The sequence below is a fragment of the Microbacterium sp. NPDC059771 genome (assembly GCF_042732495.1).
In the GTDB taxonomy this organism is placed as follows: Bacteria; Actinomycetota; Actinomycetes; order Actinomycetales; family Microbacteriaceae; genus Microbacterium; species Microbacterium sufflavum.
In genome coordinates this window covers 1335308-1360795 of record NZ_JBHWHK010000001.1, presented here as the reverse complement: position 1 = coordinate 1360795, position 25488 = coordinate 1335308, and the positions used below count along the sequence as shown (strand labels likewise).

The following is a 25488-nucleotide window of genomic DNA, read 5'->3' as shown; positions in this document are numbered from 1 at the left end:
TGCCGGTCTCGGTCGTGGTCGCGGAGGTCACGACACCCCCAGCTGCCCGGAGAGCACCATGACCGCGGCTCCGCGGAGCACGATGTCGTCCTGATGCGTGAGCCGCACCATCACGTCTTCGAACACGCCCTCCAGGGTGCGCGCGTGCAGGGTCTCGACCGCGGCGTCGATCAGCGTGCCGTCGAGCAGTTCCGCCGGGCCGGAGAGGACGACCTCGGACAGGTCGAGCGCGGCGACGATCGGGGCGATGGCGATGGCCATGCGCGTGCCGGCGTCGCGCAGGATGTCCTCGCGCGCCGAGGGGTCGGCGTCGAGGGCCTCCCGCATCCGGCTGACGCTGAGCCAGGCCTCCAGGCAGCCGATCTTGCCGCAGGCGCAGCGCGGGCCGCCATCGGTGCCGACGACCACGTGTCCGATCTCCCCCGCGGCGAAGCGACTGCCCAGCAGCGGCTGGCTGCCCGTGATGAGGCCGGCACCCACGCCTCGGCCGATCTTGATGAGCATGAAGTCGGCCTTCGCCTCGCCGAAGGTGTATTCCGCGAGGACAGCGGCGTTCGCGTCGTTGCGCGCGAGGACGGGCAGGTCGAGCTCGGCGCCGAGCTTCGCCTCGAGCGGGAAGTCGGTCCAGCCGAGGTTGGGCGAGCTCAGCACCAGACCGTCCGGTCGCACGACGCCCGGCGTGCCGATGCCGACGCCGAGCACGGGGCGCGTGGCGGCGTCGACGAGGCTCTGTGCGAGCTCGCGGAGCGCGGCGTAGGCGGCCTCCCCGTCCGGGCGCTCCGGGCGAGGCACCTGGCGGCGCTCCAGCACGTCGCCGTCGAGACTCAGCACGGCTCCCTCGAAGGCGTTCGGACCCGACAGGTCGAGGCCGACGATCTGGTGCCCGGCGCGGTCGATGTCGATGAGGATCGGCGGCTTCCCCGGACCCACCGCCTCGCGGACGCCCATCTCGATCACGATGCCGTCGGCGATGAACTCCGCGACGAGGTCGGAGATCGTGACCCGGGTCAGTCCGGTCTCCCGGGAGAGGTCGGCGCGACTCATCGCTCCGGAGTGGTACAGCGTCTGCAGCACGAGGGCGCGGTTGTGTCCGCGGGCGTGCTCGGGGAGCACCTTGGTGCGCGAGCGCAGGTGCCGCGCGGGCCCGAAGGCGTGCGCGTTCGCGGCGACGAAGTCTGTCGTCGCCGCGCGGCGCTGATCATCCGAAACGGACATGTTTGTTAGTAGACCTTACGAACAAAAATTGCGCAACCTCTGCCCGCGAGGCCGCGGCCAGGGTTACCGAAACGTTACATTACTTTCGAGCCGCGCGGGCCCGTGCCGCAGAGCCGTCCAGGAGCCGCTCCACCAGCCCCGCGACGATGGCCTCGCGCGCCTCCACCGTCAGCGGCTTTCCCGGAACGCCGGGGCGGCGCTGATCCGGGGACGGGCCATCCTGCGGACGATACCGCACCCCCGCCGCCGCCAGGCGACGCAGATGCGTCGGAAGCCGCCGCATGAAGTCCGCGAACGGCCGCGGCTCCCCGCCCTCCCACAGCCGCTCGGCGATCGCGGCGAGCCGCGGGAACATCGCGAAGTCCACGCGGTCCCGGCTGGGCAGGTGCTCGCTCCACACGTTCGCCTGACCGCCCACCGCACCAACCTCGATCCGGAGCGAGTACGCGCGGGCGAGCGGCAGCGGGGGTCCCACCCTGATCGGCTCCTCGGGCGACTCCGACTGCGGATAGTCGAGGTAGACCTCCAGGTCGGGGCACGCCACCACGGGGATCCCGCGGCTCAGTGCCTCCCGCATCGCGACGGGTCCGCGCCACGCGAGGATGCGCACGCCCTCCGGCACCTCGCCCTCCAGCACCTCGTCCCACGCGAGCGCCGTGCGCCCCCGCGCGCGCACGTGCGCCACGAAGTGCGCGGTGAACCAGGGCTGCACGTCATGCGGCGTCGCCAGGCCCAGCGCGCGCATCCGCTCCGCTGCCGCCTCGCTCTGCGCCCACTCCGTCACGGGCACCTCGTCCCCGCCGATCCCGATCCACTCCGCGTCGAACACGTCGCAGAGGGCATCGATCGCCGCACGGCCGAAGGCCAACGCCGCCTCCGTCGGGGCGAGCGTACGCGCGTTCACGCCGAACCGCTCCCACGGGCCGCTCGCCGGCACGCCCACATCGGTGTTGCCGAGCTCGGGGTACGCGGCCAGCGCGGCCTGGATGTGCCCGGGCAGCTCGACCTCCGGCACCAGGGTCACGCCGCGCTCCGCCGCATAACGGACGAGGTCGCGCAGCTCGTCCGTCGTGTAGAAGCCCTCGTGCACGCCGGGCTCGACCGTGGCCTCGGGCCCGTGCCCGCGCTGGGTGGCCTCCCGTCGCGCGCCGACCTCCGTCAACCGCGGGTAGCCGGGCACTTCGAACCGCCAGCCCTGATCGTCGGTGAGGTGCAGCTGCAGGATGTTCAGGTGGTGCAGCGCCAGCAGGTCGATCAGGCGCCGCACGTCGTCGACCGGGCGGAAGTGCCGCGCCACGTCGAGCATGACGCCGCGCCAGCCGTACGCCGGCGCCCCCTCCCACACACCGGCCGGAAGCAGCACCTCGGCCTGCGCAGGGGCGTCGGGGTCGCGCAGCTGCCGCAGCACGGTGGCGCCGCGGAAGACCCCGAGCGGACTCGCACCGCGGATCTCGACCCCGTCGGCGGACACGGTCACGCGGAACGCCTCGTCCCCCACGCGGCCGGCGCGAGCGGCCGCGGCCCCGAGGGCGTCATCCAGCGTGAGACGGATGCCCTGAGCGGTCGCCTGGCCTCCCCCGCCCAGCCAGTCGACGGACGCGGACAGCTCGGGCACCGCGTCGATCGGGGTGTCCGGCCGCCACGCGAACCGAGCCGCCGCGGCATCGACGTGCGCCGCGATCGCCGGCAGGGTCGCCCGGTGCGCGGGCGGCGGCAGGCGCAGGGCCCGTCCGGCGACGGCACCGGTCACGACGCCGTCCAGGACCACGGGCACGCCCGCCACCAGCACCTCGTGGACGCCGATCGGCGGCCGATGCGGCTCCTCGAACGTGGCGCCCGCGGCGACCGTGAGCGGATCGAACAGCACCAGGTCTGCGGTGGCGCCGACGCGGATGATGCCGCGAGGCGCATCGCCGCGGTCGAGTCCCAGACGAGCCGCGGGGTTGCCCGAGAGGTGGCGCACGGCCTCCTCCAGCGTCAGCACCCCGAGCTCGCGCACGTAATGCCCCAGGTAGCGCGCGAACGTGCCGCGGCCGCGAGGGTGCGGACGGGCCCCGATCAGGATGCCGTCACTGCCGCCGGAATGCCGCGGGTGCCGCATGATCGCGCGCACGTTGTCCTCGTCGCCGATGTGCATCAGCACGCCGGTCGCCCCGGCGTCCTCGAGGATCGTGTCGAGCACCACGTCGACGGCCCGCCGCCTCGAGTCGTTCGCGATCTCGGCGACCGTGCGGCCGACGAGGCCCGCGAGAGCCGGATTCGCGGTGCCGGAGATCTGGATGGCCGACCAGTCGGCACGCTCCCCGTGGAAGCCGTCGCAGCCGAGCTCCTCCAGCTCCACGCGGACGGCCTCGCGCCCCTCGGCATCCAGTCCGGCGATGGCGGCCAGCAGGTCGCCCGACGCCGCCAGCCGGCTGGGCAACAGGGCAGAGAGCGTGGTCGCGCCGGGGAGATACGGATAGGTGTCGAGCGTCACGTCGACGCCGTCCGCGATCGCCGCGTCGACGATCTCGAGCAGCTCGTCGGCCCGGCCGCGGTTGGGGGCGAAGTTCATCGTGGCGTGCGTCAGGTGCACCGGGCAACCCGTGCGACGGCCGATCTCGACGGCCTCGCGGTACGCATCCAACGCGGCCGCGCCGTAGCTGCGGGTGTGCGGCGCCCAGTATCCCCCGCGCTCGGCGACCACACGGCACAGGGCCTCGAGCTCCGCGGTGTCGGCGTACATGCCCGGTGTATAGGTCAGGCCGCTCGACATGCCGAACGCCCCCGCGTCCAGAGCCTCGCCGAGCAGCGCGGCCATCGCCTCGATCTCCTCCGCGGTCGCCGCGCGGTTCTCGTGCCCGACCACCATCATCCGGAGGTTCCCCTGCGGAACGAGCACCGCGGCGTTCGCGACCGCGGCGGCGTCGATCTCTGCCAGCAGATCGCTCATCGAGCGCCACGGCACCGTGGTGGGCAGGCCGTTCCACCCCGCGATCTGCGCGGGGATCACCGCGGCTGTCGCGTCGTCGAGCGGCGCGTACCCGAGGCCGTCCTGACCGAGCACCTCGCAGGTCACGCCCTGACGGATCTTCGCGTCGTGCGCGGCACCGCTCAGCACCGCGAGGTCGCTGTGCGCATGCATGTCGATGAAGCCGGGCGCGAGCACGAGGCCGGAGGCCTCCACCTCCACGCCGCCCTCGGGCAGCTCGAGCTGCGCGTCCTCCCGTTCGGGCACGACCGCGACGATCCGCGCGCCCTCCACCGCCACGTCGGCCGTGAACCGCGGCGCACCGGAGCCGTCGACGACCGTGGCCGAGCGGTAGACCCTGACCAGCCCGGCCGCTGCCTTCTCCGCACTCAGAAGCACGTCGCCACCGCTCCGATCACTCGAGGGTCGTCCGCGTCGGGATCGTCGATCACCGCGACCACCCGCCACTTGTCGAACGCGGTGCACGGGTGCGAGAGCCCGAGCCGCACGACCTCGCCGACCGCGACCGCGGCGCCGTCCGCGAGCCGCAGGAAAGCATGTTGATCGTTGAGCGCCGTGATCTCGCCCTCGACGCTCTGCGGCACCGGCAGGTCGAGGTCGAACGGCACGTCACGGCGTCCGGCGTCGAGCAGCGCCAGGGCGTCCTCGGGCTGGGAGACCACGCGCGACCAGGCGTGCATGGCCGACCGCAGCGGTGCCGTACCGGTCAGCGGGCCGAAGGGCGACATGCGGGCGTAGAACCCGTCGTCGTGGATCTGGAACGCTCCGGAGCGCAGCACCACGTCGGCTTCGGGAGCGAGCGGCGACAGCACGGCGGCGGCCCGGTCGGGGAAGGAGCTCCCGCCCGCGCTCACGACCGGACGAGGCCCCTCCGGGTAGTCGAGTCGGCGGTGCAGCTCGACCAGGGTGTCCAGGTAGGCGTCGACCGCGGCGACCGACGCCGCGGACCGATCCGGCCCGAACGGCCCCTCGTATCCGGTCACTCCGGCGAGGCGCAGGCCCGGTGCGGCAGTGATCGCGGCGGCGATGCGCTCGCCCTCCTCCACGCTGCGGGCACCCGTGCGTCCGTGCGCGCCGCCCAGCTCCACGAGCACGTCGAGGGGGCGGGCAGCATCGGAGAGGGCATCGGCGAGGATGCGGACGCCGTCGACCGCGTCCGCCCAGCACAGGATCCGCAGGTCGTGGTCGGCGGCGAGCAGTTCGCCGAGGCGACGGGCGGCGGCCGCATCCGTGACCGCGTTGGCGATCAGGACGGTCGGCACTCCGGCGGTCACGGCCACTTCCGCTTGCCAGGGCGTCGCGACGGAGATGCCCCAGGCGCCCGCGTCGAGCAGCCGCTGCCACAGCGCGGGGGCCATCGTGGTCTTGCCGTGCGGGGCCAGGCCCACGCCCTGCTGTGCGGCCCACGCGAACACGGTCTGCTCGTTGTGCGTCAGCGCGTCGGCGTGCACCGTGAGCACCGGCGTGACCAGGTCGGAGAGGTGCAGTCCGGCCTGCCCGACCTCGGAGAGCCGCAGCCCTGCGGCGCGCGCCGGGAACCCCTTCGCCCAGGCGCCGAGAACGGGATCCGGAATTTGTAGAGGCATCTAACAAGGCTACTAGGCTGGCGGCATGACCGCGAAGACACGAGTTTCGACCGACGCCGCCCCCGCCCCCGCCCACACCTTCTCGCAGGGAGTGCGCAAGGGCCCGATCGTGCAGGTCTCCGGCCAGGGCCCGGTCGACCCCGTCACGAACGAGTACCTCCACCCCGGCGATGTCGCGGCACAGACCACCCGCACGCTCGAGAACGTCAAGGCGATCGTCGAGGCGTCCGGCGCCACGTTCGACGACGTCGTGATGCTCCGCGTCTACCTGACCAAGCGCGAGGACTTCCCCATCATGAACGAGGCCTACGGCGCGTTCGTCGAGGCGCACACGACGAGCGGGGTCCTGCCCTCGCGCACCACCGTCTTCACCGGCCTTCCGCGCGAGGAGATGCTCGTCGAGATCGACGGTCTCGCCGTCATCGACTGACCGCGCAGCCGGACGTGTCCGGAGAACGGGGAGGCAGGGTAGCAGACCGTTGCCTCCCCGTTACCTGCCATCCCGTACCATTGAGAGACTGGATGCGTCAGAACCGCGGGGGGTGTAGTTCGTGACCGATGTGATTTCCGTACCGGGCGCTGCGACGGGAGCTCCTGCCGACGACGGCACGCCCACCAGCGTGCTCGCGCCCGCGGATGCGCCCACCGAGACGGTTCCGCCGCACACCGGTGAGCAGCCCCTGGCCTGGGCTCCGATCGAACCGTCTCCCAAGAAGCGCCGCCTCGGCCTGTGGATCGGTCTCGGCGTCGGAGTCGTCCTGCTCGGCGCGGGAGCGGCCTCCGCGATCCTCATCGCACCGGGGACGACCGTCGCGGGCATCCCCGTCGGATGGATGACGCCGGGCGCCGCCGCCGACGCGATCAGCACGCACCTGGCGCAGACGGAGGTCACGCTCACGGGTGAGGGCGACGGCGCGGTCCTCACGGGCGCCGACCTGGGCGCCACGGCCGATGCCACCGCCCTGGCCGATGCCGCTTTCGCCGCCCACCCGCTCTGGAACCTCGGGTCCTGGATGGGAGACCCGGTACCGGCCGACATCACCCTCGACCCCGAGAAGGCCACGGCCGCCCTGCGGGACGCCGTTCCCGCGAGTTTCGTCGACCCGGTCGATGCGGGAGTCGTGTTCGACGCCGCGACCGGCGCGTACACGATCACGCCTTCGGAAGCCGGCACCGGCATCGACCTCGGCGACCTCGGCACGGCGTTCGTCGACGCGGTCGGCGACGGTCGCACCTCCTTCGAGTATCCGGGCGGCCCCGCCGAGGCCCTTCCCTCCGTGAGCGACGCCGACGCGACCGCCACGGCGAGCGAACTCAACACCATGCTCGCCACGATCGGCTTCTACGTCGGCGAGGAGCGCACGGTCCCGATCGACCCCGCCACGGCCGCCTCCTGGCTGACCGTCGTGGACGACGAAGGTCAGCTGCGCATCCAGGCCGACCCGCAGGCGATCCAGGCGACCGTCGACGCGCTTCCGGCCGCGGTCGACCGCGCCCCGGTCAATGCGACCGTCATCGTCGACTCGGCCGGCACCGTGCTGCGCGCCGAGCAGGAGGGCGTCACCGGACGCGCGCTGGGTGACACCTCCCAGATCGCGGAGCAGTTCGCGACCCAGCTCGCCGCCGGCGACGGTGTGTTCGCGCTGACCGTCACCGAGACGCCGTTCGAGACGGTCAACCTGTTCCGTCGCATCGACATCGACCTGAGCTCGCAGCGGGCCACGCTGTACGAGAACAATGCGGTCGTGAAGTCGTGGGCCGTCTCGACCGGGCTGCCCGGCACTCCGACGCCGACGGGCAACTTCAAGGTCTTCGCCCACACGCGCATGCAGGACATGGGCTGCTACCCCGGCGCCCCGTACTGCACCGAGAACGTCCCGTGGATCACCTGGTTCACCACGAACATCGGCTTCCACGGCACGTACTGGCACAACAACTTCGGCAACCGCATGAGCCACGGCTGCGTGAACCTGCCGATCGACCTCGCGAAGTACGTCTACGACTGGTCGCCCGTGGGCCTCGAGGTCTCCGTCCACAACTGACGCACCTCGGGCCGGCGGATACGAGAAGGGGGCGGATGCCGCAGCATCCGCCCCCTTCTCGTCATCTCAGCGCAGGGCGTCGACGATCTCGTTCAGCGTCGCGGACGGGCGCATGACAGCGGCCACGAGCTTCTCGTCCGGACGGTAGTAGCCGCCGATCTCGGCCGGCTTGCCCTGCACCGCGTTGAGCTCGGAGACGATGGCCTCCTCGTTCGCGGCGAGCTTCTCGGCGACCGGGGCGAATGCCGCGGCCAGCTCGGGGTCCTTCGTCTGCTTCGCCAGCTCCTGCGCCCAGTACAGGCCGAGGTAGAAGTGGCTGCCCCGGTTGTCGATCGTGCCGAGCGCCCGACCGGGCGAACGGTCTTCCTCCAGGAAGGTACCGGTCGCGGCGTCGAGCGTCTCGGCGAGCACGCGGGCCTTCTCGTTGCCCGTGCGGTCGGCGAAGTGCTCGAGCGAGGCCGCGAGCGCGAAGAACTCGCCCAGCGAGTCCCAGCGCAGGTAGTTCTCCTCGACGAGCTGCTGCACGTGCTTCGGGGCGGAGCCGCCGGCGCCGGTCTCGAACAGCCCGCCGCCCGCGAGCAGCGGGACGATCGAGAGCATCTTGGCGCTCGTTCCGACCTCGAGGATCGGGAACAGGTCGGTCAGGTAGTCGCGCAGCACGTTGCCGGTCACCGAGATGGTGTCCAGGCCATGACGCATGCGGGCGAGCGTGTAGCGCGTCGCCTCCTCCGGCGCGAGGATCGTGATCGTGAGCCCCTTGGTGTCGAGCGTCGCCAGACCCTGGTGCACCTTCGCGATGATCTGCGCGTCGTGCGAGCGGTTGGCGTCGAGCCAGAACACGGCGGGCGCTCCGGTCGCACGGGCGCGAGAGACCGCGAGCTTCACCCAGTCCATGACCGGGATGTGCTTCGTCTGGGTCGCGCGCCAGATGTCGCCCTTGCCGACCTCGTGCTCGATGAGCACGGTGCCCTCGCTGTCGAGCACCTGGACGATGCCGTCCTCCGCGATCTCGAAGGTCTTGTCGTGGCTGCCGTACTCCTCGGCCGCCTGCGCCATGAGCCCGACGTTCGGGACGGTGCCGATCGTGGCCGGGTCGAGCGGGCCGTTCGCGATCACGTCGTCGATGACCGCCTGGTAGACGCTGGCGTAGGAGGAGTCGGGGATCACGGCGATCGTGTCGGCCTCCTCGCCGTCCTTGCCCCACAGCTTCCCGCCGTTGCGGACCAGCGCGGGCATGGACGCGTCGACGATGACATCGCTCGGCACGTGGAGGTTCGTGATCCCCTTGTCGGAGTTCACGTACGACAGGCGCGGCCCCTCGGCGATGGCCTTGTCGAACGCGGCGGCGATCTCGTCGCCGTTCGCGACGTCGGCCAGCCCCGCGAGGATCGAGCCGAGGCCGTCGTTCGCGCTGAGGCCCGCCTCGGCCAGCTGCGTGCCGTACTGGTCGAAGACGTCCTTGAAGAACGCCTTCACGACGTGGCCGAAGATGATCGGGTCGCTGACCTTCATCATGGTGGCCTTGAGGTGCACCGAGTACAGCACGTCGTCCGCCTTGGCGGCCTCGAGCGTCTCGGCGAGGAAGGCGTCGAGCTCCTTCGCGGACAGGAAGGTGGCGTCGATGATCTCGCGCGGGAGGACCTTGAGGCCTTCCTTCAGGACCGTGACGGTGCCGTCCTTCGCGGTGTGACGGAACGAGAGGACGTCGTCGTGGGCGGCGACCCACGAGCGCTCGTTGTGCTTGAAGTCGTCGTGACCGAGCGTGGCCACACGAGTCTTCGACCCCTCCGCGAACGGCTTGTTGCGGTGCGGGTGCTTCTTGGCGTAGTTCTTCACGGCCAGCGGGGCGCGGCGGTCGCTGTTGCCCTCGCGCAGCACCGGGTTCACCGCGGAACCCTTGATGCGGTCGTACCGCGCCCGCACGTCCTTCTCCTCGAGCGACGTGGGCTCGTCGGGGAAGTCGGGGATGTCGTATCCCTGCTGCTGCAGCTCGGCTATGGCGGCCTTGAGCTGCGGGATCGACGCCGAGATGTTCGGCAGCTTGATGATGTTGGCCTCGGGAAGAGTGGCCAGGCCACCCAGCTCGGCCAGCGCGTCGCCGACCTGCTGCTCCGGCGCGAGCTTCTGCGGGAAGGCGGCGAGGATACGGCCGGCCAGGGAGATGTCCCGCGTCTCGACCTCGATGCCTGCCTGGCCGGTGTAGGCCTGGATGATGGGCAGGAACGAGGCGGTGGCCAGTGCCGGTGCCTCGTCGGTGTACGTGTAGATGATGGCGTCGTCGGTCACCGGGAGGTTCTCCGTTCACGGGGCGATTTGTCTCGATACCAAGATACCCCGAGCGCGCTCGACGCCCGCCCGCCCGCTGGACGCCTCCCGCCGACGGTGTGCGCCCGCCTCCCCCGGTCCGAAAATGTTCAGCCGGGACGTGTCGAGTCCGCCGGGAGGGGCTAGCCTGGGGGCATGTCCGAACTGCGCATGGTCGAACTCTCCGCTGCGACGATCGTCGCCGTGAACAACCTGTCGCTCAAGCCCGGACAGGAGCAGTTCCTCGCTCCGGTGTCATACGGCATCGCGGCAACCGTGATCAACCCGCAGACGTCGTGGCAGCGCGTCATCCTCGACCGCAACGAGGTCGTCGGCTTCGTCAGCGCGAACTTCGACGACGAGGCCCCCGAGGAGCACTTCCGCTCCGTGCTGTGGCGCATCAACGTCGACGCCGACGACCAGGGCCGCGGGGTCGGTCGCTTCGCGGTCGAGAGCCTCATCGAGGAGGCCCGCCGCCGCGGCGTCGACCACGTCAACGTCATCTACGAGGCGGGCGAGGAGGGGCCGGAGGCCTTCTTCCGTCGCGTCGGCTTCACCCCGGTCGGCGAGACGGCCTACGGCGAGGTCATCGCCGAGATCCGCGTCGAGCCCTGAGACCGGCGGCGGGGTCTCGAATCCCCTCCCCCATCGAGACCCCGTCGCCCCCGGCTGAGCCACCTCCCGTAGCGACTCAGCCGCTCCTCAGTAACGTGTTACCCCTTAGTTGGTATCGTTGTCGTGCCGCAGCTGCGGCCCCCCTCGAAGAAAGCGATACCCATGCTCACCATGCCTCTCTGCCTCTGCGCGCCCAGCGAGACGACGGGAGCGACGCGATGATCACGCACGCCCTCGCTCCCGCGGCACTCGACGCCCTTTCCGCCCTCGCCGTGGGGCGCCGCGGCATCTACCGCGACGACGCGGCCTTCGACGACCTGCTGGCGTCGGCGACCGCCGCACTCGCCGCGGAGGACCCCGACACCGTCGCGGTGATCCGACGCTTCGCGGCCGCCGACGTCCCCGACGGCGCCGTCCTCTTCACCGGCTTCACCGTGGACCAGGAGCAGATGGGGCGCACCCCGGAGGGGTGGCAGCTCGAGTTCCAGAATCAGGACCGGGACCCCGTCACGGAGGCCACGCTGCTCGCCCTCGCCGGAACCGCGGGGGAGATCTTCGCGTTCGCGCGCCAGCACGCCGGCGCCCAGATCCAGAACGTCGCGCCGGTGAAGGGCCACGAATACGACGCGGTCGGCACGGGCAGCCGCGGCTTGCTCGACTGGCACACGGAGGACGCGTTCGACGACGCCCACCCGCACTACGTGGGCCTGCTGTGCGTGCGCGGCGATGTGAACGCCGACACGGCCCTCGCTCCGATCGACCGCGTGGTCCTGAGCCCGGAAGACGAGCGGATCCTGCGCGAGCCCCGATTCCTGCACGGCATCGATAAGGCATCGGGCGGCACGGGACGCCCCGAGGACGGGGTCCGTGGACCGGTCCTGTACGGCGAGGACGGCGAGCGCTTCGTGCGCGTGGACATGGACTGCGCGGCCGCCGTCGAGGGCGACGAGGAGGCGGCCGCCGCGCTGCGGCGCTTCCACGACGCGGCGGACGCCGCCCGTATCGCCGTGAATCTGAAGGCGGGCGACCTGCTGCTGTTCGACAACCGTCGCGTGCTCCACGCCCGGACCAGCTTCGAGCCGCGCTACGACGGCACCGACCGCTGGCTCCAGCGCGTCATCATCACGGGTGACCCCGGCGCGTCGGCCGGACGCCGCACCCGTCGCCCCCGCGTCGTCGAGAACGACCCCGCCGGGCAGTGAGCTCGACCGTTCACGCCGGCGTGATCCGCCTCCGCTATCTGCTGGGTCGCGCACGGCGCATCGACGTGGGTTCGTTGATGCGCCGTGCGCGTGCGGTGGCGGCGCACCATGATCAGCGCACGGTTGCGGTGCTCGTCGACATGCTCAGGGAGGCGGCCTTCCACCAGGTCGGCTTCCAGGACTACGTCGACTACGACTTCGCGATGCTCACGGCGGCGGAGCGCCGCACCATGATGACGCATCCGCTGTCGAATCGGCTGTCCTACCTGTTCGACCACGCCGACTACCGGCACATCTTCCACGACAAGTGGGAGTTCGTGCGCGTGTTCTCTGATCTGTTGGGGCGGGAGTGGATGCTGCTGGACAACGACAATGCGGACGCTCTGCGCTCGTTCGCGGACCGGCACCAGACGCTGATCACCAAGCAGCAGCTCGGGCGCTCCGGCCATGCGATCCACCGGTACCACGGCGCAGACGTCTCCGACTGGGACGCGTTCCACCACCGGCTGATGGAGAACGGCGAGCTGCTCGTCGAGGAGAACATCGTGCAGCACGACGCGCTGTCGGCGGTGTGCCCGGGGACCGTCAACTCCACGCGCATCACGGCGTTCTTCGACGGCCATCGGACGCATATCCTGTCCATCGCCCAGAAGTTCGGTCGCGGCCAGGCCGCCGACCAGATGGACTGGGGCGGCTTCTACACCATGCTCGACGCGGACACCGGGCGCGCCCTCGGCGACGGCTACGACTCGCACGGCAACGTCCACCGATTCCATCCCGACACGGGCTACCGGATCGCCGATTTCCAGTTACCGCTGTACGACGAGGTGATCGCGCTGATCGACCGGGCTGCCCGCCGCGTGCCGCAGGTGCAGTACGTCGGATGGGACGTGGCGGTCACCCCGACGGGTCCCGTGATCATCGAGGGGAACTGGGGCACGGGAGTGTACGAGGTGAAGCCGAGCGTGCTCGGCATCCGCACCGGCCACCGGCCCCGGTTCCAGAAGGCGATGGGATTCTGAACGCCCTGATCCGTGCCCGCCTCTCCCGCGCCGCGCTCGCCTCGAACGCGCACCGTCAGGCAGCGGCGAGCATCGGCGTCCCGGTGATCGACCTGCGCCGGGACGCGTGGGGACACGGCCTGACCTGGGTGGCGGGGATCGCGCACGACGCCGGTATCCGCCACGCGATCTTCGACGCCTCGGCCGGGCGCAGCGCGGCCCGGTCGGGCCTGACCCCGTGCGACGAGCCAGCGACGATCGATTCCGCGCGCCTGTTCGGCTGGCCCGGTGCGGACACGGAGCCCGTGATGCGCGTCGCCGGGCGCGTCCTCTCCACCAAGGAGCTGCGGGCGGGCGAAGGGGTGTCGTACAACCACACGCACCATGCGGGCACCGACACCCGTGTGGCGCTCGTGACCGGCGGGTTCGGCCACGGCATCCCCCGGGCGCTCGGGAACGAGGCCGACGTCGAGATCCGCGGCCGGCTGTTCCCGATCATCGGACGGGTGGCGATGGACGTGTGCGTCGTCGACATCGGTCACGCGCCGATCCGGCACGGTGAGGAGGTCGTGTACTTCGGCGGGCCCGGTCCCGCGCGGCACGCACTGGCCGACTGGACCCGCATCACCGGCTGGACGGCCGCCGAGCTCGTGTGCGCGCTCGGGCTGCGCGCCGCGCGAGAGGAGACACCATGACCCTCCCCCGACTGGTCGTGGATCTGCGCCGACTGCGCGCCAACATCCGCGAACTGCAGCGCCGGAGCGCGCCCGCCGAGGTCATGATGATCGTGAAGTGCGACGCGTACGGACACGGGCTCGAACGGGTCGTCACGGCTGCGGCCGCCGAAGGGGTGCGCTGGTTCGGGGCGTTCGACAGCGCCACCGCGGTGCGCGCGCGCGCCGCCGCCGGCCCCGACGCGCGGGTCTTCGCGTGGGTGACCATGACCCGGAGCGAGATCGCGGCGGCGGTGCGCGCGGGCGTCACCCTCGGGGTGGGTGACGCCGACTACCTGGAACGCATCGTCGAGGTGAATCAGCGTCGCCCACAGCCCGTGCACCTCAAGATCGACACGGGTCTGCATCGCAGCGGGATCCGCCCCGAGCAGTGGACCGAGGTGGTCCGGCGGGCGGCGGAGCTGGAGGCCGCGGGAGCGATCAGGGTCGAGGGCATCTGGAGCCACATCGCCGAGGTGAGCGACCGCGACGACGACCTGGCGCGAGCCGCGTTCCGGGAGGCGGTGCAGCGGGCGGAGGCGCTGGGCCTCACGCCGACCGTGCGGCATCTGGCTGCCAGCGCCGCGGGGGCCGCCCGCTCCGAGTTCCGCTTCGACCTGGTGCGCTTCGGAGCCTTCGCGTACGGGATCCGGTCGGTGGGGGCGCCGCCGCCGGACGACATCGCCCTCGCCTCCACGCTGCTCGCCCCGGTGATCCGCGTGGACGCCGAGGCCGTCACGATCGGGATCGGCAGTCTCGACGGCCTCCCCTCGACCCTCGCCGGCTGCTTCGAGGTCGGGACGGCCGCCGGCGCCAGACGCGTGCTGCGGATCGGGCCGACCGAGAGCGTGGTGCGCCCCTGGCCGCGGGCGGCGATCGGCGAGGAGGTGGCCGTGTGGGGGCCGGGCGCCCGCGGGGAGCTCGACGCGACGAGCCTGGCCGAACTCATCGGCACGGTCGGTGAAGAGCTGCTGGTGCGGCTCTCCCCGCTGATCACGCGCGAGTACCGAGCCGGGCGTCGACCCGGTGCGGGCTGATCAGGCGTCGTCGTCCGACCGGGGGCGGCTGCGGCGGCTGCTCCACGCGGCCAGTGCCGAGGCGGCGGCTCCCGCGGCGCGGTCGATCGCCTCGACCGAGCGGTTCACCATGTCGTGCGCGGCGTCCTGCCACGCGGGAGTGGTCGGCGCCTCCCCCGCGTGCACCCTGGCCGCATGCTCCGCCGCCTCGAACGCGCGCTCCAGCTCCGCGACCGCGTCGCGGTAGGCGGCGAACTCCGCCGCCGTGATCCGCCCCGTGGTGCCGCGGCGCGCCTCCACCGCCGTGCCCGCGGCACGCAGGTACGCCGCGGTCTCCGGGCGCTTGACGTCGGTCATCGCCGGATACGCGATCTGCAGCGCAGGGTCGGTCTCGTACCGCATCCACCGGGCCGTGACCGCGTCGTGCTCGGCGTACAGCCGCTCCAGCGGCCGCGGCGCCGAGCCGGCCGGGATCGCCGCACGGGCCGCGTTCACCCGCACCCGCCGAGCCCGCACCTCCGCCGACGCCGCGCGTGCGTCGCGCTCCCGCTCCCGCAGCATCCGTCGCGCCCCCGCGACCTGCTCGGCCGTGGCCCGCTGCGCGGCGCGCTCCGCCGTGACCCTCGCGAGATCGGCGCGCGCGATCTTCAGCGTCGTGCGCCGAGCGACCGCCGTCTGCTGCGCGATCCGCAGATCATGTCGGGCCGCGTCGTACTCGAGCCGCCGCCCGCTCCGTGTGCTGCGGCGGCGCAGCCCGATCGCACCAGCGGTCGCGCCGGCGGCGGCGGTCGGCGCGATCCACCACCACTCGGCGAGGAGCAGCACGGGGTCCATACCTCGATGCTACCGACCCGTACCGACGGCGGCGATGCGCCGAGGGCCCGGCCTCCACGGGGAGACCGGGCCCTCCGCGCACGCGGACGCCGTCAGACGAGCGTCTCCTGCCACGCGGCGTGCAGCTGCGCGAACTTGCCGGAGCCGCCGATGAGCGCCTCCGGGGTGTCGTCCTCGATGATGCGGCCGTGCTCCATCACGAGCACCCGGTCGGCGATCGCGACCGTCGACAGCCGGTGCGCGATGATGATCGCCGTCCGGTCAGCGAGCAGCGTCTGCAGCGCGTCCTGGATCAGCCGCTCGGAAGGGATGTCGAGCGAGGCGGTGGCCTCGTCGAGGATGAGCACCGCCGGGTCGGCGAGGAAGGCGCGCGCGAACGAGATCAGCTGTCGCTGCCCCGCCGAGACGCGCCCACCGCGCTTGTTCACGTCGGTGTTGTAGCCGTCGGGCAGCGCCGAGATGAAGCCGTCGGCGCCCACCGCGCGGGCGGCGGCCTTGATCTCGTCGAGCGAGGCGTCCGGCTTGCCCAGGGCGATGTTGTCCGCGACCGTCCCGCTGAACAGGTACGCCTCCTGCGTGACCATCACGATCGCACGACGAAGGTCCTTCGGGTGCAGCGAGCGCAGGTCGACGCCGTCGAGGGTCACCCGACCCTCCGAGGGGTCGTAGAAGCGCGAGATGAGCTTGGCCAGCGTCGACTTGCCCGCACCGGTCGTCCCCACGAGGGCGATCGTCTGCCCGGCCGGGATGTCGAGCGAGAAGTTCGGGAGGATCGTCTTCTCGCCGTTGTACCCGAACGTGACCTCGTCGAACTCGACGTGTCCGCGCGACTCCCACAGGTCCACCGGCTTCTCGGGGTCGGGCACCGTCGGCACCTCCTCGAGCACGCCGGACACCTTCTCCAGCGCCGCGGTCGCGGACTGGTAGGAGTTCAGGAACATCGCGATCTCCTGCATCGGCGCGAAGAAGTTGCGCACATACAGCACGGCGGACAGCAGCACGCCGACCGTGAGGGCCCCCGTCGACACCCGGATGCCGCCCCACAGCACGACGATCCCGAGCACCAGAGCCGCGACGCCCATGAGCCCCGGCTCGAACGTGCCGAACAGCAGCATCGAGCGGCGGTTCACGTCGCGGTAGTCGCCGGCGACCTGCTGGAACGCCTCGTCGTTGCGCGGCTCCTTGCGGAACGCCTTCACCGCGCGGATGCCGGTCATGGTCTCCACGAACTGCACGATGACCTTGGCGCTGATCACGCGCGACTCGCGGTACACCAGCTGCGAGCGCGAGTAGAACCAGCGCATCAGGAAGAACAGCGGCACCCCGCCCAGCGCGAGGATGAGGCCGGACTGCCAGTCCCACACGCACAGCGCGATGAAGGTGAACAGCCCGAACAGCACGCCGGACACGAGCTCGTTCAGGCCGCCGTCCAGCAGCTCCCTGATCGAGTCGAGGTCGCTCGTCTGTCGCGAGATGATGCGCCCCGAGGTGTACGACTCGTGGAACTCCAGGCTCAGCCGCTGGGTGTGCAGGAAGATGCGCTTGCGCAGATCGAGCAGGATCGCCTGCGTCAGCTTCGCCGCGATGATCACGTACCAGGCGATCAGGGCGGCCGCGAGCGCACCGGCCAGCAGGTAGATCCCGCCCACCACGAACGTCGGCATCCAGTCGGTGTTCTCGATCACGGCCGGCAGTGCACGGTCGAGCCCGATGCTGATCAGGATCGGACCGGCGACCTGCAGCGCCGTCGAGATCACGAGCACCACCGCGGCGAGCACGATCTGCGGCTTGAGCGGCCGCACGAGCGAGCCGAGCAGGCGCAGCGACCGCTTGCGGATCGCCCTGCTCTCCTCGCGGGTCAGGCGGGAACGGTCCTCGTCCTGGGTGCCGGTGAGGGTGGAGCTCATCGCTGCACCTCCTTCTCGCTCATCAGATCGTCGTCGGCGGCGTCCTCCCGGAGGCCGTCCTGCACCGCATCGTGGATCTCCGCCTCGGTGTCGCGGATGACCGGGATCGCGCCGGTGCGCGCCGCCTCCTCGGCCTCCAGGCTCGAGATGACGTGACGGTAGTGGCGGCTGGTCTTCAGAAGCTCCGCGTGCGTGCCGACCGCGGTGACCCTGCCGGCCTCCAGCAGCGCGACCCGATCGGCCAGGGCGACCGTCGACGGGCGGTGCGCCACGATCAGCGCCGTGGTCTCGGCCAGCACGTGCCGCAGGGCCTCCTCCACCAGGGCCTCGGTGTCGACGTCGAGCGCCGACAGCGGGTCGTCGAGCACGAGGACCTTGGGCGCGGCGGCGACGGCACGCGCGAGCGCCAGACGCTGCCGCTGCCCGCCGGACAGGCTCAGGCCCTCCTCGCCGATCACCGTCTCGACCCCCTCCGGCAGCGTGTCGACGAACGACGCCTGGGCGACGTCGAGGGCCTCGCGCAGCACACGCTCCCCCTCGTCGCTGTGCATGTCGAGGTCGGCGCGTCCGAGCAGCACGTTCTCGCGCACCGACGCCGAGAACAGCGTCGCGTCCTCGAACGCCATCGCGATGTGCCGACGCAGCTCCGCGAGCGGCAGGTCGCGCACATCGACGCCGTCGAGAGTGACCCGTCCGCCCGTCACGTCGTACAGCCGCGTGGGGAGCGTCGTGAGCGTGGTCTTGCCGCTTCCGGTCAGACCGACGAGCGCCATGGTCTCGCCGGGCCGCAGCACGAGGTCGATGCCGTCGAGCAGGTCGCGCTCCTCGGCACCCGCGTCCTGGTAGCGGAAGTGCGCGCTCTCGAACGCGAGCTCGCCCCGCGGCTCGTCGATGTGCACCGGGTGCTCCGGGTCCGTGATGGTGTTGGTCTCGGAGAAGATCTCGAACACGCGGTCGGTCGCCGTGCGGGCGTCGAGCATGAACGAGAACAGGAAGCCGATCGACTCGATGGGCCAGCGCAGCACCACCGCCATCGCGAAGAAGGCGAACAGCTCCGCCTCGGTGATCGCACCCTGCGAGATCAGCCAGATACCCGACATCAGGCTCAGGCCGAACGCGATCTGCGGCATCAGGTCGAGCCAGAACCAGATGGACGCGATCGCGCCGGCCTTGCTCATCTCGGTCTCGCGCAGCGTCTCCGCCTGACGGCTGAAGCGACGCAGGGCGTGCTTGCCGCGGCCGAACGCCTTCAGCACGCGGATGCCGTGCACGCTCTCCTCGACGCTCGTGGCGAGGTCGCCCGCCTGGTCCTGACTGCGGCGGGTGAGGGCGCCGTAGCGCTTCTCGAACAGGTAGCCGCGGATCCACAGCGGGATCGCGGTCACCAGGAAGATCGTGCCCAGCAGCCAGTGCCAGCGGAACAGCAGCACCGAGCCGATGATGATCGTGAGCACGTTGACCACGAGCAGCACGAGGCCGAACGCGAGCCAGCGGCGGATGAGACCGATGTCCTGCATCATGCGGCTCAGCAGCTGTCCCGACTGCCAGCGGTCATGGAACGCGACCGGCAGCGTCTGCAGCCGCGAGTACAGCTCCGTGCGCATCGTGTACTCGACCTGCGTGGCGGGGAACAGCACGAACTGACGGCGGAGCCACACCATGAGCGCCTCGCCGAGCGCCAGGGCGAACACGGCGGCCGCGCCCCACACGATCGCATCGATGTGACCGGAGCGGACCGGTCCGCCGATGATCTGCTCGAGCACGATCGGGATCATCAACGCGATGAGAGCGGCGGCGAGCGCGCTCGCGGCCCCTCCGGCGAGACGCCAGACGACCGGCTTCACGAAGGGCTTGAGCCGCCACAGCGCGGCGGGGGTGGACAGGGTGGACGACGGATTGTGCGCGGAAGACGAGGAAGACATGTCTCTCAGAGGAGTCGAGGCGAAACGAAGAGGAAGAGGGACGGATGCGAGAGCGGGCTCCTGGAGCCCGGCATCCGGTGCAGAACGGGGGCGGCGGCTCTAGGAGAGCGGGCGCACCGGGGTCGAGCCGAGAGTGGCGATCTGCGCGGCGGCGATCGTGGTCATGGTGTCCTCCTCATGGGCTCGGCGAGGTCGTCCGGTTGGCGCGACAGCCCATCAGCCTATTGCTGTGAACCAGCTGGGCGCAAGAGGAATTCCCGCGGCAGCCGAAAGCCCCGTCCCGCGCGGAGACGGGGCGGGGCTTCGGACGGCTCAGCGCGCGGCGCTCTCACGGGCCAGGAGGCTCTGCTTCACGGCGAGACCCCACGCGAAGCCGCCCAGCGAGCCGTCGGTGCGCAGCACCCGATGGCACGGGACGAACAGGGCCGGGGCGTTGCGGGCGCAGATCGACGCCGCCGCGCGCACCGCGTTCGGATTGCCGAGGCGCGCGGCGAAGCCCGTGTAGGTGAGCGGCCGACCCGGCTCGATGCCGCGCAGCGCATCCCACCCCGCGCGCTGGAGGGCGGTTCCGGTCTGCTTCACCGCGACGGCGTCGATCGCCGACACGTCACCGGCGTAATAGGCCAGGGCGGCAGCCGCCGCGTCGGTCTCGGCGTCGCGCAGCTCCTCCGGACGGGCGGCGGCGGAGAGGCGACCGAGGATCGCCTCCACGTCGTCGGTCCACCCGGAGGCGAGGACGCGCTGCTCGGCGTCGGCCAGGATCGTGAACGGGCCGTCCGGGGTGTCGATGGTCTGGATCAGGGCGGTCATGGCGTCTCCTTCGTCTGGGTCTCGTCGTCGGTCGCGGCCGCGCGGGCGGCAGGCGACCGCGGCCCCGCGGGGCGCTGGGGTGCCGCACGCCACAGGTGCGCGCTGAGGTAGCTCCGCCAGGGGGCCGTGCGCTCGGCCCAGGCGACCAGGGGCTTCGGCTCGCCGGGGAGCCCCACCGCCGCCGCGCCCGCGCGCAGCGCGACATCGCCGGGGAGCAGGATGTCGGGGTCGCCGAGCACACGCATCCGCACGTAGTCCGCCGTCCAGGGTCCGATCCCCGGCATGGCCAGCAGGGCCGCGCGCTGCTCCGCGCCGTCATCGCCCACGGTCAGCGTGAGGCTGCCGTCGGCGAGGGCCGCGGCGGCCCCCGTGACCGCGCGGATCCGGGCCGCGGGGCCCCGCAGCACCTCGGCCCCGTGCTCCGCGATCGCGGTCATGGTGGGGAACAGCAGCCCCTCGGGTGTCCTCTCCCCCAGCGCCTCGGTGAGTGCGGTGAGCGCGGTGCGGGCGGCGACGACGGTGATCTGCTGCCCGATCATCGCCCGGATCAGCATCTCGTGCGGATCCGCGGCACCGGGCACCCGGATCCCCGGCGTGCGTGCGACCAGGGCCGCCAGCGACGGATGCGCGGCCAGGGCCTCGTCGATCGCGAGGGGGTCGGCGTCGAGGTCGAACAGGCGCCGCGCGGTCGACACCAGCGGCGCCAGGTCGCTCAGGCGTGCGACGCGAGCCCGCAGCCGCAGCCGCTCGCCGTCCTGCCGCACCTCGAACCACGCGGGGCCGCCCGGCATGCGCAGGTGGCGCGCGAACGCGTCGGACCGCGCCTCCTCGACCCCCGCGACCGCCCTGGCCGCCATCCACGCGAACACCCCGGCCGCGTCGAACGGGCCGCGGTACGGCAGGGCCAGGTCGATCGCCCCCGGCACGTCGGACGCCGGAGTGCGTCGCCGCGCCCGCAGCTCGCCCGGCGTGAGGCCGAACACCTCGCGGATCGTGTCGTTGCACTGGCGGATGCTCTGGAACCCCGCGGCGAACGCCACATCCGCCACCGGCATGTCCGTGCCCACGAGCAGCATGCGGGCCGTGTGCGCGCGGTGCGCCCTGGCGAGCGCGAGCGGGCCGGCGCCGAGCTCGGTCGTCAGCAGCCGCGTGAGGTGCCGGCTGGAGTAACCCAGGCGGGCGGCGAGGCCCGGCACGCCTTCGCGCTCCACGACCCCGGTCGCGATCAGCCGCATGGCGCGCGCCGCCGTGTCTCCGCGCACGTCCCACGCGGGCGACCCCGGTGCGGCCTCGGGCAGGCAGCGCTTGCAGGCGCGGTAGCCGGCCTCGTGCGCGGCCGCACTCGTGGGATAGAACGTGACGTTCTGCGGCTTCGGGGTGCGGGCAGGGCAGCTCGGCCGGCAGTAGATCCCGGTCGAGCGGACCGCGGTCACGAACTGCCCGTCGAAGCGGGTGTCGCGCGCACTGATGGCGCGGTACCGCTCGTCGAAGTCGATCACGGGGAGGCTCATGTCCTCCACTCTGCCACCGACCACCGACCACGGCTGGCGGAAATCGGACACGACAGTGAAGGCCCCGGAGACGACGGAACCCGCCCTCCCGAGGAGAGCGGGTTCCGGACGCGGATGCGCGGAGGTCAGTGGAAGAAGTGACGCTCCCCGGTGAAGAACATCGTCACGCCCGCCTTGCGCGCGGCGTCGACGACCTCCTCGTCGCGCACCGACCCACCCGGCTGCACGATCGCGGTGACCCCCGCGTCGATGAGCACCTGCGCACCGTCGGCGAACGGGAAGAAGGCATCGGAGGCGGCGACCGATCCGGCCGCCCTGTCGCCCGCTCGCTCGACCGCGAGGCGGCACGAGTCGACGCGGTTGACCTGACCCATGCCGACGCCGACCGTGGCGTTGTCCTTCGCCAGCACGATCGCGTTCGACTTCACGGCGCGGCAGGCCTTCCACGCGAAGATCAGATTCTCCATCTCCTCGTCGCTCGGACGCTCACCCGACACCAGCTCCCAGTCCTTCGCGACCGACACGATGTCGTCGGGGAAGCGGTCGGCGTCCTGCAGCAGCAGCCCGCCCGACACCAGCCGCACGTCCATGCGCTCCTGCTGCCAGTCTTCGGGCAGCTGCAGCAGACGCAGGTTCTTCTTGGCCTTGAACACCTCGAGCGCGGCGGGCTCGAACGACGGCGCGACGATGACCTCGGTGAAGATGTCCTTCAGGTTCTCGGCCATCTTCAGCGTGACGGTGCCGTTCGCGGCGATGACCCCGCCGTACGCCGAGACCGGGTCGCACTCGTGTGCGCGCAGGTGGGCGCTGGCGATCGGGTCGAGCGCGTTCGGCGCGGTCGTGGCGATCCCGCACGGGTTCGCGTGCTTGATGATCGCGACGGCGGGCTTGATCATGTCGTACGCGGCGCGCAGCGCGGCATCCGCGTCGACGTAGTTGTTGTACGACATCTCCTTGCCCTGCAGCTGCGTGGCCTGGGCGATGCCGTGGCCGCCGGCGCGGGTGTAGATGGCCCCGCGCTGGTGCGAGTTCTCGCCGTAGCGGAGGGTCGCGAGGCGCTCGGCCTGGATCGTGAGGTGGGCGGGGAGATCGCCGGGCTCGGTGAGCGTGCCCTCGGCGAACCACTGCGCCACGGCCGTGTCGTAGGCGGCGGTGTGGGCGAAGGCGCGCGCGGCGAGCTCACGGCGCTGGCCGAGCGTGGTGCCGCCGTCGGCGACGGCCGACACGATCGCCGGGTAGGACTCGGGCGAGACCACGATCGCGACGTTCGCGTGGTTCTTCGCCGCAGCGCGGACCATGGCGGGCCCGCCGATGTCGATCTGCTCCACGACGTCGTCGCCCACGGCGCCGGAGGCCACGGTCTCCACGAACGGGTACAGGTTCACCACCACCAGCTCGAACGGGGCGATGTCGAGCTCCGCGAGCTGGCGCTCGTGATCCTCGAGGCGCAGGTCGGCGAGCAGGCCGCCGTGCACCTTGGGGTGCAGCGTCTTCACGCGGCCGTCGAGCATCTCGGCCACGCCCGTGACCGCGGCCACGTCGGTGACCTCGAAGCCGGCGTCGCGGATGGTCGAGGCGGTCGAGCCGGTCGACACGATCTCGACCCCGGCGTCGGCGAGGGCCGCGGCGAGCACGAGCAGATCGGTCTTGTCGCTGACCGAGACGAGGGCGCGCCGGATCGGCACGGTGTCGCGATCGCGGTAGAGCGTGGGGTCGTGGCGGGGGCCGGCCATGATGGGCTCCTTCGTGCGGGGGCGTGCGGGGGTTCGGGGGTTCAGGTCAGGACGAGATCGCCGGTCGCGATGCGACGGACGACGTCGATGAGCAGGCGGCGCTCGACGGGCTTGATGCGCTCGTGCAGGGTGTGCTCGGTGTCGTCGGCGCGGATCGGGACGCGCTCCTGCGCCAGGATCGGCCCGGTGTCCACGCCGTCGTCGACCACGATCACGCTCGCCCCGGTCTCGCGCACCCCGGCCGCGAGGGCGTCGCGCACTCCGTGTGCGCCGGGGAACTCCGGGAGGTACGCAGGGTGCGTGTTGATGATCCGCGGGGTGTACGCGGCGACCAGCGACGCGGGCAGCAGACGCATGAGGCCACTGAGGACCACCAGGTCGGGGTTCCACACCGCCAGCTGCCTGCCGAGCTCCTCGCCCCAGGCCTCGCGGCTCTCGTGCTCGTGCCACGGGACGGTGAAGCTGGGGATGCCGAACTCCTCGGCGTGCGCCAGCCCCTCTGCTTCGCGATCCGCGCCGACGACGACCACCCTGGCCGGGAAATCGGGGTGACGAGCGGCCTCGAGGAGGGCGCGAAGGTTCGAGCCGGCGCCCGAGATGAGAACGGCGACCGTGAGCACGCGCCCAGTCTACCGGCGCGCGGGGACCGCCCCGTGCGGCCTCGGGCGCGGGCGGCGGGACTCAGCTGCGCCGATCGCGGTCGTCGCCGTCGGGCAGCGGCGGGACGCGCAGGTCGCCGAGTGGCGCGGTGTCGTCGGGCAGGGACGGCCACGCGGTCGGCTCGGCGGGAAGCGGACCGCGGTCGCGCTCGGCCTCGGTCATCTCGGCGAGCCAGCGGTCGGTGCGCTCCTCCGCGAGTTCCTCCCGGTTGCGCGGTGCGAGCAGCAGGATCGCCGCGCCCACCAGCACCTCGGCGCCGAGCGCGAGGGCGAAGGGCAGCACGGCGGGACCGACGACGCCCAGGCGCCCCGGCCCCATCGACCCGTTCGCGAGCTCGGCCGCGAGCCCCGCGACTCCCGCCGTCACCGCGGCGATGCCCACCGCGATGACGGCGCGCTGCAGCAGCCCGAGCGGTGTGCCCTCCCAGACGAGCCGGGAGCGCACGGCCCAGCCCGCGAACGCGCCGGCCGCGACGGGGACGAGCACCACGATCAGCATCCACATGGAGGTGTTCTCCGGCAGCAGCCCGAACACGGGGATGCCGGGGACCACGCCGAGCTGGGTGCCGGCGGGCGACACCGCGGTGCCGGCGCCGACCGCGAAGCCGGGACCGGCGAGCCACGCCGCCGCCCACACGATCAGGGTGGGCAGATACGCCAGCTGCGCGAGCGTGAGCACGGTGGCGCCGAGCGCGTCGACGCGCGCACCCTGGAACAGCGCGACCACGTCACCGCCGCGGGTCAGCACCGACAGGGCCACGGCGAGCGCCGCCGCTCCGGTCACGCCGACCAGGGCGAAGGCCGCACCCCGGACGATCGCCGCGGGCACGGGAGCCCAGTCCTCCCGCGCGTCGAGGCGGTCGTGCAGGCGGTCGAGGAGGCCGCCGTCGCCGTCGTCCCAGGCCACCCGGACGGCGCCGCAGACGGCGCCCACCAGATAGACGGCGGCGGGCAGCAGGATCGCGAGCGGCAGCGGCGTGCGCACCGCATCGAGCCGTGCCGTCAGCGCGACCAGTGTGGAGATCGCGGCGAACACGGCGGAGCCGGACAGGGCACCCAGCAGCCACGCCCCCGCGTGGGCGGCGCGCGCTCCGGAGCGCGCGGCGAACAGGAGCGTGAAGAACAGCAGCAGCAGGGGCGTGATCGACACCGCGAACGATGCGGCTTGCGCGGGGATGCCCAGCGTGACGAGGAGCTCGTCGGGGATCGTGACCTCGAGCGGGACGCCGTGCCCGAACTGCCAGAGCGTGCCCGTGAGGGGCCAGAGCGCACCCCAGTCGGCCGTGACGCCGAACGCGACCGTCCACAGCAGCGTCAGCGGCGCCAGGAGCACGGCCAGTCCGACCGCGGCCGCGATGGCGGCGTCGAAGGCGGCGAGGAGCGCGACGAGGAGGCGTTGCATAGCGATTCGAGACTACGACGAGTTGCCGTGCGGCTCCTCGGGGCG

Annotated in this window: 19 protein-coding genes; 7 read left to right on the top strand and 12 right to left on the bottom strand. The window is 72.0% G+C overall.

The window, feature by feature from the left end:
* Positions 1 to 27 precede the first annotated feature (27 nt).
* From ACFV3I_RS06505 to ACFV3I_RS06495, 3 genes are all read right to left on the bottom strand, one after another.
* Positions 28 to 1215, bottom strand: a complete 1188-nt coding sequence (locus ACFV3I_RS06505; protein ID WP_378822575.1) for an ROK family protein — start codon at positions 1213 to 1215, stop codon at positions 28 to 30.
* A 79-nt stretch (positions 1216 to 1294) separates the two neighbouring features.
* Positions 1295 to 4564, bottom strand: coding sequence for a family 20 glycosylhydrolase (locus tag ACFV3I_RS06500; protein ID WP_378822574.1), 3270 nt, complete (start codon positions 4562 to 4564; stop codon positions 1295 to 1297).
* The gene (locus tag ACFV3I_RS06495) at positions 4555 to 5772 is read right to left on the bottom strand and encodes an alanine racemase (protein WP_136030995.1); all 1218 of its coding nucleotides are present in this window, start codon (positions 5770 to 5772) and stop codon (positions 4555 to 4557) included. Before ACFV3I_RS06495 ends, ACFV3I_RS06500 begins: the two co-directional genes overlap by 10 nt.
* Before the next feature lie 25 nt (positions 5773 to 5797).
* Here ACFV3I_RS06495 and ACFV3I_RS06490 point away from each other — a divergent pair, with 25 nt between their 5' ends.
* Together ACFV3I_RS06490 and ACFV3I_RS06485 are read left to right on the top strand one after the other, a co-directional pair.
* Positions 5798 to 6202, top strand: coding sequence for a RidA family protein (locus ACFV3I_RS06490; RefSeq protein WP_136030997.1), 405 nt, complete (start codon positions 5798 to 5800; stop codon positions 6200 to 6202).
* Between the two features lie 121 nt (positions 6203 to 6323).
* Positions 6324 to 7814 carry a L,D-transpeptidase family protein gene (locus tag ACFV3I_RS06485; RefSeq protein ID WP_247638477.1) on the top strand — a complete coding sequence of 497 codons (1491 nt, stop codon included), beginning with the start codon at positions 6324 to 6326 and terminating at the stop codon, positions 7812 to 7814.
* 66 nt (positions 7815 to 7880) lie between these two features.
* Here the strand turns inward: ACFV3I_RS06485 and ACFV3I_RS06480 are convergent, their stop codons facing one another.
* On the bottom strand, positions 7881 to 10100 hold the full coding sequence (locus ACFV3I_RS06480) for an NADP-dependent isocitrate dehydrogenase (RefSeq protein ID WP_136030999.1): 2220 nt from the start codon (positions 10098 to 10100) through the stop codon (positions 7881 to 7883).
* Positions 10101 to 10274: 174 nt separating this feature from the next.
* Between ACFV3I_RS06480 and ACFV3I_RS06475 the strand changes: the two genes are divergently transcribed.
* The 5 genes from ACFV3I_RS06475 to ACFV3I_RS06455 all read left to right on the top strand — a co-directional run bounded on the left by ACFV3I_RS06475 (position 10275) and on the right by ACFV3I_RS06455 (position 14686).
* A complete protein-coding gene (locus ACFV3I_RS06475) occupies positions 10275 to 10733 on the top strand; it encodes an N-acetyltransferase (protein WP_136031001.1) in 459 nt (152 codons plus the stop codon).
* Between the two features lie 218 nt (positions 10734 to 10951).
* Entirely contained in the window at positions 10952 to 11935 is a 984-nt protein-coding gene (locus tag ACFV3I_RS06470; protein ID WP_136031003.1) for a TauD/TfdA family dioxygenase, read from the top strand.
* Entirely contained in the window at positions 11932 to 12957 is a 1026-nt protein-coding gene (locus ACFV3I_RS06465) for a sugar-transfer associated ATP-grasp domain-containing protein (protein ID WP_247981355.1), read from the top strand. Before ACFV3I_RS06470 ends, ACFV3I_RS06465 begins: the two co-directional genes overlap by 4 nt.
* 83 nt (positions 12958 to 13040) lie before the next feature.
* Positions 13041 to 13631: an alanine racemase C-terminal domain-containing protein gene (locus ACFV3I_RS06460; RefSeq protein ID WP_378803483.1), complete on the top strand. Its 591-nt coding sequence runs from the start codon at positions 13041 to 13043 to the stop codon at positions 13629 to 13631.
* Positions 13628 to 14686 (top strand): alanine racemase, encoded by a 1059-nt coding sequence (locus ACFV3I_RS06455; RefSeq protein ID WP_247638473.1) that lies wholly within the window; start codon positions 13628 to 13630, stop codon positions 14684 to 14686. Before ACFV3I_RS06460 ends, ACFV3I_RS06455 begins: the two co-directional genes overlap by 4 nt.
* Here ACFV3I_RS06455 and ACFV3I_RS06450 read toward each other — a convergent pair whose 3' ends face one another.
* The 8 genes from ACFV3I_RS06450 to ACFV3I_RS06415 form a co-directional block, all read right to left on the bottom strand.
* Positions 14687 to 15499: a hypothetical protein gene (locus ACFV3I_RS06450; RefSeq protein WP_136031008.1), complete on the bottom strand. Its 813-nt coding sequence runs from the start codon at positions 15497 to 15499 to the stop codon at positions 14687 to 14689.
* A gap of 92 nt (positions 15500 to 15591) precedes the next feature.
* Positions 15592 to 17406, bottom strand: a complete 1815-nt coding sequence (locus ACFV3I_RS06445) for an ABC transporter ATP-binding protein (RefSeq protein WP_378803480.1) — start codon at positions 17404 to 17406, stop codon at positions 15592 to 15594.
* A complete protein-coding gene (locus tag ACFV3I_RS06440) occupies positions 17403 to 19328 on the bottom strand; it encodes an ABC transporter ATP-binding protein (RefSeq protein WP_136037202.1) in 1926 nt (641 codons plus the stop codon). The genes ACFV3I_RS06445 and ACFV3I_RS06440 overlap by 4 nt, the downstream gene beginning before the upstream one ends.
* Before the next feature lie 312 nt (positions 19329 to 19640).
* Positions 19641 to 20138, bottom strand: coding sequence for a methylated-DNA--[protein]-cysteine S-methyltransferase (locus tag ACFV3I_RS06435; protein ID WP_136031014.1), 498 nt, complete (start codon positions 20136 to 20138; stop codon positions 19641 to 19643).
* Positions 20135 to 21649, bottom strand: a complete 1515-nt coding sequence (locus ACFV3I_RS06430) for a DNA-3-methyladenine glycosylase 2 family protein (RefSeq protein WP_378803479.1) — start codon at positions 21647 to 21649, stop codon at positions 20135 to 20137. The genes ACFV3I_RS06435 and ACFV3I_RS06430 overlap by 4 nt, the downstream gene beginning before the upstream one ends.
* Positions 21650 to 21774: 125 nt before the next feature.
* Positions 21775 to 23382 carry a bifunctional phosphoribosylaminoimidazolecarboxamide formyltransferase/IMP cyclohydrolase gene (gene purH, locus ACFV3I_RS06425; protein WP_136031019.1) on the bottom strand — a complete coding sequence of 536 codons (1608 nt, stop codon included), beginning with the start codon at positions 23380 to 23382 and terminating at the stop codon, positions 21775 to 21777.
* Between the two features lie 41 nt (positions 23383 to 23423).
* The gene (gene purN / locus ACFV3I_RS06420) at positions 23424 to 24002 is read right to left on the bottom strand and encodes a phosphoribosylglycinamide formyltransferase (RefSeq protein ID WP_378803478.1); all 579 of its coding nucleotides are present in this window, start codon (positions 24000 to 24002) and stop codon (positions 23424 to 23426) included.
* Between the two features lie 61 nt (positions 24003 to 24063).
* Entirely contained in the window at positions 24064 to 25443 is a 1380-nt protein-coding gene (locus ACFV3I_RS06415) for a DUF6350 family protein (protein ID WP_378822572.1), read from the bottom strand.
* Positions 25444 to 25488 lie beyond the last annotated feature (45 nt).